General features: G+C 42.3%; 13 protein-coding genes. 2 read left to right on the forward strand and 11 right to left on the reverse strand.

The window, feature by feature from the left end; all coding sequences use genetic code 11:
- Positions 1-171: 171 nt before the first annotated feature.
- Together AAFF35_RS21105 and AAFF35_RS21110 are read right to left on the reverse strand one after the other, a co-directional pair.
- Positions 172-2,466 carry a polysaccharide biosynthesis tyrosine autokinase gene (locus tag AAFF35_RS21105; RefSeq protein WP_342328516.1) on the reverse strand — a complete coding sequence of 765 codons (2,295 nt, stop codon included), beginning with the start codon at positions 2,464-2,466 and terminating at the stop codon, positions 172-174.
- Positions 2,467-2,495: 29 nt separating this feature from the next.
- Positions 2,496-3,137, reverse strand: a complete 642-nt coding sequence (locus tag AAFF35_RS21110) for a polysaccharide biosynthesis/export family protein (RefSeq protein WP_342328517.1) — start codon at positions 3,135-3,137, stop codon at positions 2,496-2,498.
- A 314-nt stretch (positions 3,138-3,451) separates the two neighbouring features.
- Here AAFF35_RS21110 and AAFF35_RS21115 point away from each other — a divergent pair, with 314 nt between their 5' ends.
- Entirely contained in the window at positions 3,452-3,982 is a 531-nt protein-coding gene (locus AAFF35_RS21115; protein ID WP_342328518.1) for a hypothetical protein, read from the forward strand.
- An 85-nt stretch (positions 3,983-4,067) separates the two neighbouring features.
- On the opposite strand, the gene AAFF35_RS21120 is transcribed toward AAFF35_RS21115, so the two are convergent.
- Both AAFF35_RS21120 and AAFF35_RS21125 read right to left on the reverse strand, forming a co-directional pair.
- Positions 4,068-4,895 (reverse strand): DUF6266 family protein, encoded by an 828-nt coding sequence (locus tag AAFF35_RS21120; RefSeq protein ID WP_342328519.1) that lies wholly within the window; start codon positions 4,893-4,895, stop codon positions 4,068-4,070.
- Between the two features lie 485 nt (positions 4,896-5,380).
- Entirely contained in the window at positions 5,381-6,832 is a 1,452-nt protein-coding gene (locus tag AAFF35_RS21125) for an amino acid permease (protein ID WP_342328520.1), read from the reverse strand.
- Between the two features lie 231 nt (positions 6,833-7,063).
- On the opposite strand from AAFF35_RS21125, the gene AAFF35_RS21130 reads away from it, so the two are divergent.
- Positions 7,064-7,738 carry a hypothetical protein gene (locus AAFF35_RS21130; RefSeq protein ID WP_342328521.1) on the forward strand — a complete coding sequence of 225 codons (675 nt, stop codon included), beginning with the start codon at positions 7,064-7,066 and terminating at the stop codon, positions 7,736-7,738.
- Here AAFF35_RS21130 and AAFF35_RS21135 read toward each other — a convergent pair.
- The 7 genes from AAFF35_RS21135 to AAFF35_RS21165 form a co-directional block, all read right to left on the reverse strand.
- Positions 7,735-9,939 carry an outer membrane beta-barrel protein gene (locus AAFF35_RS21135; protein ID WP_342328522.1) on the reverse strand — a complete coding sequence of 735 codons (2,205 nt, stop codon included), beginning with the start codon at positions 9,937-9,939 and terminating at the stop codon, positions 7,735-7,737. The two genes, AAFF35_RS21130 and AAFF35_RS21135, sit on opposite strands and share 4 nt — an antisense overlap.
- The gene (locus AAFF35_RS21140; RefSeq protein WP_342328523.1) at positions 9,932-11,362 is read right to left on the reverse strand and encodes an N-acetylmuramoyl-L-alanine amidase; all 1,431 of its coding nucleotides are present in this window, start codon (positions 11,360-11,362) and stop codon (positions 9,932-9,934) included. Before AAFF35_RS21140 ends, AAFF35_RS21135 begins: the two co-directional genes overlap by 8 nt.
- A 4-nt stretch (positions 11,363-11,366) precedes the next feature.
- Positions 11,367-11,726: a BlaI/MecI/CopY family transcriptional regulator gene (locus tag AAFF35_RS21145; RefSeq protein WP_342328524.1), complete on the reverse strand. Its 360-nt coding sequence runs from the start codon at positions 11,724-11,726 to the stop codon at positions 11,367-11,369.
- 153 nt (positions 11,727-11,879) lie between these two features.
- Positions 11,880-12,725, reverse strand: coding sequence for an alpha/beta hydrolase (locus tag AAFF35_RS21150; protein WP_342328525.1), 846 nt, complete (start codon positions 12,723-12,725; stop codon positions 11,880-11,882).
- Between the two features lie 8 nt (positions 12,726-12,733).
- On the reverse strand, positions 12,734-13,774 hold the full coding sequence (locus AAFF35_RS21155; RefSeq protein WP_342328526.1) for an LLM class flavin-dependent oxidoreductase: 1,041 nt from the start codon (positions 13,772-13,774) through the stop codon (positions 12,734-12,736).
- Positions 13,775-13,827: 53 nt separating this feature from the next.
- A complete protein-coding gene (locus AAFF35_RS21160; protein ID WP_342328527.1) occupies positions 13,828-14,130 on the reverse strand; it encodes a hypothetical protein in 303 nt (100 codons plus the stop codon).
- A 72-nt stretch (positions 14,131-14,202) separates the two neighbouring features.
- Positions 14,203-14,778 carry a TetR/AcrR family transcriptional regulator gene (locus tag AAFF35_RS21165; RefSeq protein ID WP_342328528.1) on the reverse strand — a complete coding sequence of 192 codons (576 nt, stop codon included), beginning with the start codon at positions 14,776-14,778 and terminating at the stop codon, positions 14,203-14,205.
- Between the last annotated feature and the right edge of the window lie 229 nt (positions 14,779-15,007).

Below are 15,007 nucleotides of genomic sequence, written 5' to 3' on the forward strand. Positions count from 1 at the left end.
ATTTTGAGAAATGTTAATAGATTGAGGGTTTTATACGGCTTCGCCTCCTCACTTACATGATGTTTCCTGTCTTTAAGAAAATCTCTGCGTCCCCCCTTTATTTTTTTAATCTACCGGGCTTGATTCCCGGTCTTTCACTATATCAACCGCTGTTTTAACCTTATTTTCTATCTAGGCAGAATAAGCATATCTGCCATATCTATAGGTATTTTTATTTCCCTTACCTGCATCATTAAATACGATCATTGGATTTTTAAGCCGGCCATTTTCACAGATCTCTTCGAATATGGCCAGGTCTTCTTTATGGGTATAATTGTACCTCACCAGGTAAATACTGGAATCGGCAAATGTTGCAATGGTAAAAGCATCTGCGACATGCCCAACAGGCGAAGTATCGACAATTACATAGTCGAACCGCTCCCGAAGTTCCCTAAACAGAATTTCAAGTTTAGGGCTCATGAGAATCTCTGAAGGGCTGTCTGAAATTTCACCACATCCAATCACAAAGAGGTGGTCAGACTGAGGTGCTTTGATCAGCAGGTCATCTACCCGGAGCTGATCGGATTTCAGGTAATCTGATAAACCCGTTTTACCCTGCAGGTTCATATTATTGAGCAGGTCTGGTTTACGCAGGTCGAACTCCAGGATGACCACCTTTTTATCAATTAAGGACAGCGTAATGCCCAGGTTAATGCTGAAAAAGGTTTTCCCCTCTCCTTTTGAAGTAGAGGTTACCAGCAACACCTTATTGTGCAGATTCATGTCCATAAAATGCAGGTTGGAGCGGATGTACCTGAAGAGTTCAGAAATGGTATTGCTTTGGTTCTTATGCACCACAATCGATTCTCCAATGGCTTTATGACTCAGTTCGCCCAAAATTTTCCCGTTCATGGCGATGTATTCCACATCATAAATATCTTTCACTTTTCTGTTGAGTTTATCTTTCAGATAGATGACAGAAAACGGAATCGTCAGGCCTGCCATCATGCTCAGCATATAAATCAACTGTACTTTAGGTTTAGCAGGAATCGGATTATAAGCTGGTCTGTCGATGAGCTTGGAAGTGGGAATCGTAGCCGATAAAGAAAGTTCTGTTTCTTCTCTTTTTTGCAGCAGATACTGGTAAAGCGTTGTTTTCACACTTTGCTCCCGGCTTCTTTCCAGAAGCCCGCGTTCCATCACCGGAACATGACTTAACCTGTTTTCAAATTGAGAAGTTTTGCTGCTCAGCTTGTTTCTTTCCAGCGTCAGTCCTCTTCTGATCATCGTGAGGTTTTCCAGCAGGCTTCTTTTAAGCCCGGTCAGCTGCTCGGTGAGGCTAACCACCAATGGGTTGCTGACGCTGTTGTTCCGCAGCAGCCGTTCTCTTTCAATCTGCAGGTTATTGTATTTATCTGTTAGGTTTTGTAAAGTAGGGTCTTTCAGTCCCAATGTAGTTGGCACCAGTTCAAAAGCACCATCTCCCCCTTTCAGGTAACTAATGAGCGACTGTACCAGGCTCAGCTGCACCTCACTCGAAGCCAGCTGCTCGTTGTAACTCCCGGAAGATTGCAGGTTCATCTGCGCATCAGCACTCAGTTCTGTGATTCTGTTGTCTCTTTTATAATTCTCTACATCCTGCTCTACCCCCGATAAGTTTTTGGTTAGAAATTTCAATTTGCCATCGATGAACTTAATGGTATTTAAAGCCATGATGTTTTTGTTGTTGACGTTTTCCATATTGTATCTGGAGATCAGTGCATTCAAGATGTCAATCCCGCGTTGAGGGATGGCATCCAACAGACTCAAGACTACGGTATTTGCATCTTTGATCACCGGAAGAACCGTTAGGCCTGCTGTACTATAGGCCTGCGCGAGTTGTTCCAGGTCGACAAACCGGAAATGAATGACCTTATCGGAGATGCTAAATGCAGGACCTTTAACAACGGTCATGTTAAATTGCGGACGGGAAACGGGATAACCAAAATTGTAAATCGTCCTTTTCCCATTCTCATTTAAAATAAACTGACGGTCGTTGATGATGGTCAGGCTTAGTTTTTGAAGGTAGGCCTGGTTATTGTTTCTGTTCAGGAGTACATTTACCGGCAAGGTATTCCCATATAATTCCCGTTTTTTTAGCGGCAATTCATAAAAATAGCTGACGTCCATTTTCAGGTCTTTCAATACGCCATGGATTAAATCCCGGGAGCGCATCACTTCCATTTCATCAATCACCGTTTTAGAACTTCTGAACATATTCAGGTCGCTAAATGCCGTTCCTTTTAACAATCCATCTCCTTTTGCATCGTCCTGAACAAGTAAGGTGCTGCTTACTTTGTATTTTGACACTGTAGTTTGCAGGTATAACCAGGCGGCTCCCAGGCTTAAGATCAGCGCGAGGGCAAAGAAATACCAATATTTTACATATTTCATTCCCTCTGCGATGATGCCGGGATTATTGATCGGAATTTGTTTATTGTAAGGCATGGCAATAGATTTAAGAAATGAACTTAATGCTATTTTAAAACCGTGGCCACTAATACCGCCACTGCAGAGATCGTTGCTACTACTAAAGGCATTAACCTGTTGTTGTTACTCACCTCCACTGATTTGGCCTTATCGGGCTCTACATAAATCACATCGTTTTGCTTGAGGTAGAAATAAGGAGAACTCAGGACGTCCTGACGGTTCAGGTTGATGCGTTCCATAATGCGCTTCCCTTCTACTTCCCTGATCAGGAGGACATTTTCTCTTTTGCCGTAAGCCGTCATGTCACCGGCCAGCCCCAAAGCCTCCAGCAGATTGATCTTTTCATTGCTTACGGTAAAGGTGGAAGGATGGTTGACCTCTCCGATAACCGTTACCCTGAAATTGAGGAATTTGATATTGACAATTGCATTCTTGACGTACTTGTTGAGTTGGGATTCAATCAGGTTCTGTGCCTGGCTGATCGTCAGCCCCTGCACCGGAACTTGTCCCAGTACCGGAAATTTAATCGTTCCGACTTCGTTTACCCGATAACCTTCCCGTTCATACACTCCATTTACGGTTTGATTGACCGGTTGTGAAGCGAACAAAACATTGGATTCCGGACTCGTGCTATTTACGGTAACAGACAGGATATCGTTCTGAAGAATAGTTGGTTCTCCGTTATTCAAGATCTTTGAATAGGGTCCGGTTTTAGAATCCAGATCACTGAAATAGACTAAATTTCTTTGTCTCGAACAGCTACTTAATGTTATTACCATTAAGTAACACACTACAAGTTTTAGATTCATAAAATACAATTTAAATTAAACACATGTAAATGTTTGATTAAATATTACAAGATGAATTTACTAACTAATTGCAGGGTATAAATGGCCTTAAAACCAATTGTGAAGTCGCTTGTGGAATTTTCTCATTCCGTTTCACAGATGTGAGAATTTTTTTATACAACATGGTATCAATTTTGATGTCAGAAATAGAAACGATGATGAATAAAATCTTCCTATCTGCCTTTCTCCTATTGCTCACGTTTAACTGTATTGCCCAAAAAGACGCAGGGATAAAAAACCTCCTGTCTAAAGACGGTGCAATGCCCCTTCCTATCCAGATTCAGAAAATTAATGAGGCCCTTAAGGTAAAACCTGTGGTTACCAATGATGAAATGTTTGGTGATGATTATACCTGGAAGCCCCTCAGCGGAATTCATTTTTCCGGTTTTGTGGGAGCAGATAAAAGCTGTTCCACTGTTTTTCTAAAAACAACTAAAGGAAGGGTTTTAAGCGGTTTACCTTATGACCTGATCCTGAATGGCAGCAGCTTAAAAGACTGTGAAACGAAATTCAAATCCAGTATTCTGGAAAAACAAAAGATCAATCCTGAGGACAATCCCGGGGAAACAAGCAGTTTCATCTTAAAGGTAAAAAAAGGGAAATATTATGTCCACCTTGCCTTTGATGCAAAGTTAAAACTGGAACAGATCACCATTTCTACGGTTAATCTTGACGCAGCGGGTTAGTACTTACTGATGAGAATTGCAGTACTTAACGATAGAATTGTGATACTTATTGATGGGAATTGAGTACCGGTTAATACATTTTAGGTTAACCGGGCTTTCCCGGCATGTGTTCCAGTTTCTGTTTGAGTACGTTGTATTCTTTTTCAAGAACCCTGAAGGCTTTGGTGCTGGTCAGCCTTCCATGGTCCAGCTCCAGCATCCATAGATAATCTGTAGCAACCTGGTCAAACCTGGCTTTTACAAGCGTATATTTTTCCCTTTCTTCTTTTTCCTGCTCATTTTCTACCGCTCCGTTGAGGTTTCCCAGGTACACGCTGTTGGAAATCTGCTTTCCATTGGCCGATTTAAAGCAGATATAGGTTTCCAATTGCTGCTCCAGGTCTTCCTCATTAAGTTTTACAAAATAAGTCCCTGCATCCCTGCGACAGGCATTGATGCTGCTGCTCACCTGCGCTCTTTGCGGATGACAAACCAGGATCATCACCATATCATGTGCCAGTCCGCCTTCGGTATCCCAACTGATCTGCAAGCCGGTATCCGTTTTAACCATTTTAAGATTTTCTGCAATCGCTAAATCACCATAACTGAGTACCACCTTACTATAATCTACCCTGATGTTGGGGTATTCGCCCGTTAAAGCCTGTTTTTTATTGTAAGAAGTGGCCAGGTTGTGTTGATTTTTAACGGTGCCCCTTGCTTCAATTTCAAAACTGGAATTGATGAAAGGGAGCATAGGACTTAACAGTTCCATTGTCACCGCCATTGACTGATAATTGGCCAACTGGTTTTTACTGTGTTTGTTGCTTTTGTGACCGATGGTCCGCGTTACCACTTGTCCGTTTAAGATATAAGAAACCAGGTTTCCTATTTTACCTATGACTGGGCCATGAGGGCCGTAAGGAGATAATGCCATATTTAATAAATTAATTGTTTTAATCTAATATACAGCAAATTCCATCAAACAACAACATCAATAATTTAATTATTTAACCTGAATTTATAAAGCGGTTGTATTGCTTTGTACTTCGGTTGTATAGTGGCAGCACTGTGGTTGTGCGATGGTTGTACCGTGGTATCGCTGCGGAGATACTGTGGTCGTACCGTGGTTTGTATCAGGTAGGATTTAATAAGGAGAGCAACATGCGAATAAGCGCCTTTGAGAGGGCTATAGACCAGTCAAGGCCCTATCAACACTTCTTAAATACGGAGACAATACTTACCTGATACAAACCACGGTACGACCACAGGGTTAACACAACACAACCGGCTTACTAAGGCCATACAACCGAAGTACAACTTGATACCACCCGCATCCCAGCACGCTTCCAAACGCCCATAAAAAAAGCCTGCACTTTAACTTGTAAAGTGCAGGCTGAGTATCTTCCTCAAGGAAATGTTTTATGCTTGTTGTTTTTTATTTCTTTTCACCAGCAGGTAACAAACGTATAAAAGCAGGATCCATCCCGGGATCAGCTCAACAGAAACCTTCATCCCGGTGAGCCACATGATCACTAAAATTCCAATCAGGAAAATCAGACAGATGTAGTTCGACAATGGATAGATAAAAGAAGGGAATTTGGTTTTAATCTGTTCTTCTCTTTTACTTTTTCTAAATTTCAAATGGGTGATACTGATCATTAACCAATTGATCATCAAAGAAGAAACCACCAATGACATCAGGATTCCCAATGCTTTTTCCGGGATCAGTTTATTCACGACGATACAAATGGCGGCAAAAATACTGGAGACCAGGATGGCTTTTATAGGTACATGGTTCTTATTCAGTTTCTTTAGAAAAGCCGGTGCATTCCCCTGTTCTGCCAAGCCAAAAAGCATCCGGCTGTTACTGTATACACAGCTGTTATACACCGACAATGCTGCCGTTAAAACGATCAGATTCAACACATTGGCAATGATACTTGTAAAATAAATCGTCTTCCCGAAAAGGTCAAACTGAAAACCTTTTAAGCTTTCAAAAACCATGACAAAGGGACTGCTGTCTGTGGTGATGCTTTTCCATGGCGATAAGGAGAACAAGATCACCAATGCACCTACATAAAAAATCAGGATGCGATAGATCACCTGATTGGTTGCTTTTGGGATTGTTTTCTCCGGATTTTCTGCTTCCGCAGCGGTGATTCCGATTAATTCCAATCCGCCGAAAGAGAACATGATCAGCGTAATGGCGGCGAATAAGCCTTCAAATCCACCTTTTCCATCAGCACTAAACCATCCTTTTGCAAAGAAACCGCCATCATTCCAAAGATTTTGGATGCTTGCTTTCTCTCCACCGGTTCCACTCAGCAGCAGGTAAATACCAAAAAGGATCATGGCAATAATCGCCACGACTTTAACAATGGAGAACCAGAATTCCACTTCCCCATAGACCTTGACTGAAGTCAGGTTTAAGGCATTAATGGTCAGAAAGAAGAAAAGACTTGAAGACCATAAAGGAATTTCAGGCCACCAGAAATGCACATAAATTCCAATGGCGGTTAATTCCGACATGCTCACGAGGATATACAGCACCCAGTAATTCCAGCCAGAGGCAAAGCCGGCGAATGAGCCCCAATATTTATAAGCAAAATGACTAAAACTTCCTGATACCGGTTCTTCCACTACCATCTCGCCCAGCTGGCGCATGATAAAGAAGGCGATGATCCCTGCTAAAGTATATCCTAAAATAACAGAAGGCCCGGCAAGCACTGCTGCCGGCCCGATGCCTAAAAATAAGCCCGTTCCTATGGCACCGCCAAGGGCAATTAACTGAATATGTCTGTTTTGCAAACCTCTTACCAGTTTTTGCTCCTCAGGTTTTTGCAGTTCAGATTTTTCGTCTACTTGTTTCAATGTATGTGGTATTGATTTAATAATGGCAATTGAGTATTTCAGCAAAAATGTAAACTTATATTCATTTCAGCGATTAAAAGCTCAATTAATTTAAGTTGCGTCCCCAAATGCCAGCAGGATAAGCATATTCTATGTATCAATATACCTAGATATATAGATGTATTTAAATAAAAAAATGTCCTGATATGGAAATTCTAAATTTTATGCATCTACATTCTAAATCATAAAATTATGGAAGAGCGGATCAATGGTGCCAGTCTGAGTTTCAAATGTGAAGAGAAATGGGAAGAAATGAAAGCCGAAGGTGATGGCCGGTTTTGCGGGGTTTGCCAAAAGAAGGTTTACGATTTAACCGATAAAAAAGCAGCTTACTTTATTCAGATCATGCAGGAAAACAACAACAATGTTTGCGGCAGGTTTACCAACGATCAACTTGTCCCTGCAGCACCATCCCAAAAATCGGTTTGGAAAAGATGGGCAATTGCCGCCATGGTCTTTATTGGTTTCGGAGCTGCCGGACAAAAAGCAAATGCACAAGAGGCACTGATGGGTAAGGTGGTAAAGAAAGTCACCGAGCCCGACCAGGACAGAATGCCTGTTTTGGGATTCGTAGCGCCCAGGGTGGTAGAAGATGCTGAATTAATTTCCCTGCATGAATACCTCGTTCTGAATTGTAAAGTGCCTAAATCCATCAATGGCAGATTAATTGCATCATTTAGGGTAAACAAGGATGGTAGCTTTAGCCATATCGGACTTACCGAGCAACTGCCCAAACCTGTTAGAAATGAAGTATTGAGGGCGATTAAAGCATCGCCTAAATGGCAAAAACAAAGTCGTGGTTCCACTCAGACCTTACAGCTTACCTTCAAAAACGGAAAGATCATACCTTACCGCAGTAAAGCTTAATTTGCTCCTGCCCTTTCCGCTTCAGTTTGTATTCCGTTTTTTCTATCCCGATTGCCGGATGATTTTCCAAAACGATAGCTGAAAGAGCAAATGAATTGTCTGGTATCATTTATATTTTTGAATTTTACCTCAACAGAAGGGATGGAAAGTTCCCTTCTTAACGACCAGGTATGAAAGACATCCCTCGCGGTAAAGGATAGGGTTCCGTTTTTACCAAAGATCTTTTTCTGTATCGCCAGATTGATCAGTCCGCCGGGTTTATAAATCCCCTGCCCTAATATTCTTTCTCCGCGGTACATCCCGCTCAGTTCAGCATCCAGGGAACTGTTCAGCTTAAACCGGACATTTCCAGACAGCCGGAGCGCCGTGCCGCTATTGTCCAGAAATTCCTCCTGGAATATCTGTCCGGTATATTTGGTATGCACCAGTTCTCCATAGAGGTTGGAAGTACACCAATCGGCAATTTGCAGCGCACTCGTGAGATTCAATCCGTAACTCCTCAGCCTGTTAATATTAACCGGTATCAATGCAAAAGAACCTCCGATTTGCTGGTAAACCTGGGTGAGCTGGTCACGGACACTGCTAAAGCTCAGTCCGAATACATGTTTTCCCAAATGCGTATAATTTACGTCTATATTGGTCGCATAATCTGGTTTTAACAATGGATTTCCTCTGTTGGAAGTATTTCTGTCGAAAAAGAATATGGAAGGATTTAAACTTTGATAGTCCGGACGGCTGATTCTCCTGCCAATAGAAAAATTTAAAGAATTTAAAGTCGTACTGTCCAGTTTATAAGCAGCGTAAAAGGTCGGGAAAATGCTTAAATAATGGAGATCCCGAGGTGACAAAGCTTCCGCTAAGGGCGATTGCACAGCCGCGATGGTTTGTTCGGCCCTTATTCCGGCTTTCAAAGTCCATAAGGTCCATTTCTTATGGACAGACAGGTAAGCTGCATTGATATTTTCCCGGTATTTGAACTGGTTATTCAGCGCCTCTACACTTGTTGACTTACCATCCGACAGGTTAAAATAGCGTCCCTGATTGTATCTGTTTGATAAGGTGGATTGCAGGCCGGCATCCAGGTCCAGAGGAAAATCTTTAGTGCTATAGTCTACTTTTGCGCTGTAAATACTGGTTTCAAAAGGGTTTTGAGATCGTAAGATGTATTTTTCTTTGAGGGAATGATCCGGAAGGTAGGTCTCTGTCTGAGACAACTGATCGGAAGAGATCTGATAATTCAGGTAATCCAGGTTTGCACTCAGCTCATTCCCTTTTCCCGGTAATTTCCGAAGGAAGCTCAGGCCAAAGGTTTTGTTCAAAGACCGGATGGTTAAATCACTTTGTGAGACCAGCAAGGAATCCTGATCTGGATGGAAGGTTTTAAACTGACTCGTGTAATCACCGCGTTCCTGATAAGGGCTCACAAAACCATTGAAAACCAGTCCGAGGGTGGTATTTTTACTCAGGTCATAATCCAGACCTAAGCGGTAATGATAACTTGTTTTGCTGTTCCTTTCATAATTTCCCTGACGAAGACCATATTGAAGCTCCGGGTTGGGATTTGAATAATTCCTTTGTCGCACTACCTCAAAATAATTATTGAGCCTGGAATATCCGGCCATTGCAAAAAAGTTCAGTTCTTTTAGTTTGTAGTTCAGCAGGAGGCTATTGTTCGTTTTCAGTTCTCTACCACGGCCATATCCCAGGGTCACACTCCCATTGAAACCTTCCTGACGGTTCTTTTTGGTAATGATGTTGATCAGTCCTGAGGTACCTGAAGCACTGTAGCGGGCGGGAGGATTAGACATGATCTCTATCCGGTCCAGCGTTCCGGCGGGAAGGCTCTTTAAATAATTCATCAGGTCTGCTGCAGAGAGATGGGTTGGCTTGTCGTTGATGAGGATCGTTGCTCCGGTTTTCCCTTTAATGCTGATGCTGCCATTGTCTTCGATCATCACCCCTGGGGCACTATTTAAAGCATCAACCGCATTGGCTCCCTCATTGGAAAGCAAATCGGAGATATTGACCACCGTCCGGTCTATCATTTGTTTCAGTAAAGGCCTTTTGGTCGTGATGGTTACTTCTTTCAACTCCTTTGGCTTAGCGGTCTTTGCGGTATCTGTTTTACCCGGCGATACCTGGGCATGGCTTATTTTTACTAAAACCACAAAGAGCAAGCCGCAGCCAAGAGTCCTAATCATGGTAAGACCTGATGGCATCTATAATTTTTCCGGCAATTTCTTCCTGTCCCTGTGGACTGGATATATACTTGATGTCATTTTCATTTGAGATACAGCCCAACTCAATCAGTACTGCTGCAGAAGGGCAATTCCTAAGGATATAATTGCGGGTACTCCCTGCGACCTCTGTTGTTTTAATTTCGTCCAGCTGTTTAAAGTTGTGCTGAAGAATGCGGGCAAAGTTTTCGGACTTTTTATATTCTTTATTCTCTTCGCTGATGATGATGTCCAGACCTGAACGGGTTCTTTCCAGCGTTTCATCAGCTCCTTTTACATGGAGAGAAATGAAGAGGTCACCTTTTCTTTTTATTCTCGATGCCAGTTTCAAATTCCCGTCGTCCGTCCTCGTGAGCAGTACCCTTATCCCCCTTTGGGTAGCTATTGCGGCAATCTTTTTAGCCATCAGCAGGGTATAATATTTTTCTGTCCGGCCCTGATACAGTGCGCCCGGCTCTGTGCCGCCATGCCCTGCATCGATGACCAGCGTAAATGGAAGTTTATTATTGTTTTTAGGAAAAGCGTAGCTGTGCTGCGCGGATAGAAAGTACCCCGGAATAAAGATGACAGGAATGGCTAAAAGGTAGCTTAATTTCTTCAACCGGACAGTTTCCCGGTTAAACATTCTTGAGATCCGCTCCTCCAGTTCATTTGAACTGAACTGATGCAAGAGTTTTGTATTGCCCTGAGCAGACAAACGGACCAGTAACTTCGCATAATCCTTAGGATTAAACCTGGTCACCAACACCTGGTCTACCTGATATTCGTGTACTTCCTGCAAGTCTTTTTTGAACAGGTATATAAAAGGATTAAACCAAAAGATGCATTTCAGCAGCTCCAGGAATAAGATATCAGCGCTATGTTTAAACGCAATATGCAAGCGCTCATGGGCAATGATCTTTTGCTCATCCTCCTCAGATAATCCGGTATTGTTTAGAAAAATAACATTGAAAAAAGAAGCACTTTTAGGATAACGGTTGTAGACCAACCTGTTTCCATTCACTTTTTCGCCATAGCGCCAAGCGCTTTGTATAATTTTGAAGAGGTTAAGGCCTAACTTTATCAGCATTAATAAAGCAACCGAGCAATACATCATCAGGATATAGTTTCCAAGGTTAAATGCAGGGGAAGCGATGGGCTTAATCAGAAAGCTGTCTAATGTCTCCTTCTGGTTCCCGATGACAGCAGAAAGCTGAGCAACCGGACTGGAAACGATAGCACCTGATGGCAGCTGCAAAAGCGGAATGACCAGGCTGCAACCGATGGCGATCAGTATATAAGACCGGTACAAATTATAAAAACTGAGTTTTTTAAAGAGCAAGCGGTTGGGCAGGTAAAAGAAAGCCATACAGAGCGCGGCTTTCAGCAGATAACTAAAGAGCTCCATGTCGTTATTTTTTATCGATGCTGTCCATTAATTTTTTGATGTCCTCGGCAGAAAGCTGCTCTTCTTTAACGATATAGGACAAGATCGATTCCGCAGAATCGTCGAAGTAATTGCTGAAGAGGTTTTTAAAACTTTGTTTTCTATAAGCTGCCTTTGTGATCAAAGGAAAATACTCATAGGTTTTTCCATAAGCTTTAAAACTGAGGTACCCTTTCTTTACCAATAACCTCACAATCGAGGAAATGGTGTTGTAAGGTGGTTTTGGATTTTCGGGCATCTTGCTGATGATGTCTTTCACAAAGCCAGACTTTAAGTCCCAGATAATGCGCATGATGCGCTCTTCGTTTTTTGTTAGATCTTCCATGTGGGCAAGGTATAACTAAATAATAAGTTTCACAACTAAAATTAAGTTATATAACTAAAATTTAGGTGATTGAACTGAGATTGGGGCTGGATAAAGATTAAAAAAGCCATTTCCTTTTGCGTTGGAAACAGCTTTTTTAAGTGGATCAAGAGCTTAGCAATGGTTCCTGATCCAATTTAAGATGAGCTCTTTTGCTTGTTCAATATATTCAAATTTCTTTCCAAACATGTTGAGTCCTTTTATCCCCCAGGCATGGTCACCCTGCGGAAACAGGTATAATGTTGCAGGGATATGTTGTTTTTTCAGCGCTTCATAATAATGCGTACTGTTAATTGGAGAGACAATGGTATCATCATCGCTTGCTAAAATTAAAGTGGGCGGAGTATTGGAACGGACCTGTTTTTCGCAAGAATATTTTTCTATGGAGGAGGGGGAAGGATCTGCACCTAATAAATTATGGTGGGTATCCTTTTGGGTATGCAATCCCATTGAAATCACCGGGTAAAATAAAATGGAGAAGTCAGGGCGTGTACTGATTTCTTCTTCTGATTCTTGTGAGAACAGCGTAGCCGACAATGCAGCCAGGTGACCTCCTGCAGAGAAACCAGCTACGCCAATCTTGTTTTCATTTAGTTTCAGTTCTTTGGCGTTCTTACGGATATACCGGATGGCTTCCTGAACATCATCTAACGGAATCTCTTTATTTCCATTTGGCATTCTGTATTTCAACACGATTCCTGTGATGCCGGTCGTGTTGAGCCATTCGGCAAAATCATAGCCCTGTGTAGTGATGGCCAATCCGGCATAAGCCCCTCCGGGGCATATAATTACCGCAGCACCAGTATTAATCCTATCCTCCGGGCTATAGATGATCAGTTCTGTTTCTGTCACATTGGTCAGCTCCAGGATCGCTTCGGGATCCAGAACTTCATTGCCGGATAATCCGCTTTTGGCAGGTGGATTTCCATTCCACAGGTTTAGTCTTTTTATGTTTTTCATTTTTGTATCTAATTATTTTTTAAAGCTTCCCGCACCTTTGGTGCTATTTTAGTCCCATATATTTCAATTGATTTCATCAAATGATGATGGTCAGGCGCACCTACGTCCAGATGCGCTGAGAAGCGGGTAATTCCATATAGTTCCTGTGCGTACAGGATTTTGTCGATGGCCGCTTCTGCGTCGCCAACAAATAAGGCACCTGCTTCAGACCTGCCAAAGTCGTACTGCTCTCTTTGAAAAGGAAACCAGCCTCTGGTTCTGCCAATCCGGTCCATTTGTCCGGCATATAATGGGTAGTAGTAGTCAGCAGTTGCTTTCGCATCCTGGCCAAATAAAGCGTGCGAGAACATCCCCACCTGGAACTTTGACATGTCATGTCCAAACTCCTGGTAAGTTTCTTTATACAAATCGTAAAGAGGCTTAAAGCGTTGCAAAGGTGTTCCTGCGACGATGGCAAAGACCAGTGGGAGTCCCAAACTTCCGGCACGTACCACAGATTCCGGTGTTCCCCCGGCTGCAATCCATACCGTAAGTTTATTGTTTACTGCCCGGGGCAGCACCTGCTGGTCTTTTAAAGACGCACGAAAACGACCTTGCCAATTGATGGTTTCTTCCTTATTGATTTCTAATAATAAATTCAGTTTTTCTTCAAACAGTGCACTGTAATCCTGCAAATTATAACCAAACAACGGGAAGGATTCGGTGAAGCTTCCCCTACCCGCCATCAATTCGGCCCTGCCGCCGGAAAGTAAATCTACCATAGCAAAGTTCTGGTAAAGCTTAACAGGATCTGAGGAGCTTAATACCGTTACAGAACTGCTTAGTTTGATTCTTTTGGTAATGACTGCCGCTGCAGCCAGGATAATTTCCGGGCTTGGCACTGCATATTCCGGCCGATGGTGCTCCCCTATTCCAAAAAGGTCGATGCCTATTTCGTCTGCAAGCTTAATCTCTTCCATGAGTTCTTTCAGGCGCTGTTGTGCTGATTGTATTTTTCCGGTTGCCGGATCGACGTGTAAATCGCCGAACATACTGATTCCTAATTCCATATATGTGTAGTGTTATTATTCTAGAACAATCGTTCTGTTATTGATCAAAAAAATTATCTTTTTACCTTTTCTTTCCAGATGTCGAGGTAATCGTAAGTGCTGTAAGCTTCTGTATCAAAGGCTCCCCAAGCCCCTTTTTCTATAGAAAGGTTCACTTCTCTAAGTTGAGAAGGCGGGAACTTCAAGGTAACCAGGTGTCCTAAACCAATCAGGACCTTCCAACTGAGCACTTCTACATTTTCTGGTGGAAAGATCTCCCAGAAATTATTGCTGTTCATGATTTCAGTTATCGAATCCAGATTCCGATGCTGTTGGTGTTTTAAAAGGTAAGTAAGGGTCATTTTATCTGTTTCCATATCTCTTTATTATTAATAGAACAATCGTTCCATTATTGATTAAAAAATTTTGTTACTATCATTTCCTGGATGCTACTTTAAGCTATCCAGGGTATTTTTTGCCATTTGTTCTACCATTATTCGGTCGTTGTATAGGGCTTGCATTTGCCATAAGCCGGCAAAACTCCCTACGATAAACTGGGCCGATTGCCTGGCGTTTTTGTCTGTTGAGATTTCCCCGGATTGCTGTGCTTTTTCGATCAGTTCTTCGAAAATGGAGATCAGGGCATTGCTGAGCTGTTTTAGGATTTCCTTGACATCATTGTCGAGCGGAGCCATTTCAAAAGAAGATTTGACAATCATACAGACTTTTTCTTCTTCAAAAGATCGTTGGATCGCCTTTTTGACGATCAGTTCAATCGCTTTAAATGGTGATTTTTCTCCTGTTGCAGCCTGCTTATATTCGGAGTAAGTTTCCTTCGCATAATTTTGCAGGCTTTCTATGAAGAGCTGATGTTTGTCTCCATAAGTATCGTACATGCTCCCCCTGTTCACTTTCATCTGGCTCACGAGGTCCTGCATGGAAGTAGCGTGATACCCCTTTTCCCAAAATAAGTCGCGGGCCTTTTCCAGCTTTTCGGTAGGATCAAATTCTTTATTGCGTGCCATAGTGGGAACAAATGTATGTATTTAGAACGAGTGTTCCAATTAAGATTTTTTGTTTGCAGGGATTTGGGTTTGATTTTACATTTTGTTTACAGAAATCGCGGAGGAATAGGTTTTTGGGACATATGACCCTAGAATATGAATGAAAACCTCCCGACCTTGGTACTAAGATATCGGATGATATTCTTTAACTGAGGGAGCCCCGGACGAACAACTTCTTAGACATGACATA

Source organism: Pedobacter sp. FW305-3-2-15-E-R2A2, from assembly GCF_038446955.1.
Taxonomy (GTDB): domain Bacteria; phylum Bacteroidota; class Bacteroidia; order Sphingobacteriales; family Sphingobacteriaceae; genus Pedobacter.

What these genes read in the sequence shown, in the direction of transcription:
- AAFF35_RS21150 (WP_342328525.1), bottom strand. Translation starts at nt 12,725, where the DNA reads ATGAAAAACATAAAAAGACTAAACCTGTGGAATGGAAATCCACCTGCC.
- AAFF35_RS21165 (WP_342328528.1), bottom strand. Translation starts at nt 14,778, where the DNA reads ATGGCACGCAATAAAGAATTTGATCCTACCGAAAAGCTGGAAAAGGCC.
- AAFF35_RS21145 (WP_342328524.1), bottom strand. Translation starts at nt 11,726, where the DNA reads ATGGAAGATCTAACAAAAAACGAAGAGCGCATCATGCGCATTATCTGG.
- AAFF35_RS21105 (WP_342328516.1), bottom strand. Translation starts at nt 2,466, where the DNA reads ATGCCTTACAATAAACAAATTCCGATCAATAATCCCGGCATCATCGCA.
- AAFF35_RS21130 (WP_342328521.1), top strand. Translation starts at nt 7,064, where the DNA reads ATGGAAGAGCGGATCAATGGTGCCAGTCTGAGTTTCAAATGTGAAGAG.
- AAFF35_RS21155 (WP_342328526.1), bottom strand. Translation starts at nt 13,774, where the DNA reads ATGGAATTAGGAATCAGTATGTTCGGCGATTTACACGTCGATCCGGCA.
- AAFF35_RS21140 (WP_342328523.1), bottom strand. Translation starts at nt 11,362, where the DNA reads ATGGAGCTCTTTAGTTATCTGCTGAAAGCCGCGCTCTGTATGGCTTTC.
- AAFF35_RS21120 (WP_342328519.1), bottom strand. Translation starts at nt 4,895, where the DNA reads ATGGCATTATCTCCTTACGGCCCTCATGGCCCAGTCATAGGTAAAATA.
- AAFF35_RS21115 (WP_342328518.1), top strand. Translation starts at nt 3,452, where the DNA reads ATGATGAATAAAATCTTCCTATCTGCCTTTCTCCTATTGCTCACGTTT.
- AAFF35_RS21135 (WP_342328522.1), bottom strand. Translation starts at nt 9,939, where the DNA reads ATGATTAGGACTCTTGGCTGCGGCTTGCTCTTTGTGGTTTTAGTAAAA.
- AAFF35_RS21160 (WP_342328527.1), bottom strand. Translation starts at nt 14,130, where the DNA reads ATGGAAACAGATAAAATGACCCTTACTTACCTTTTAAAACACCAACAG.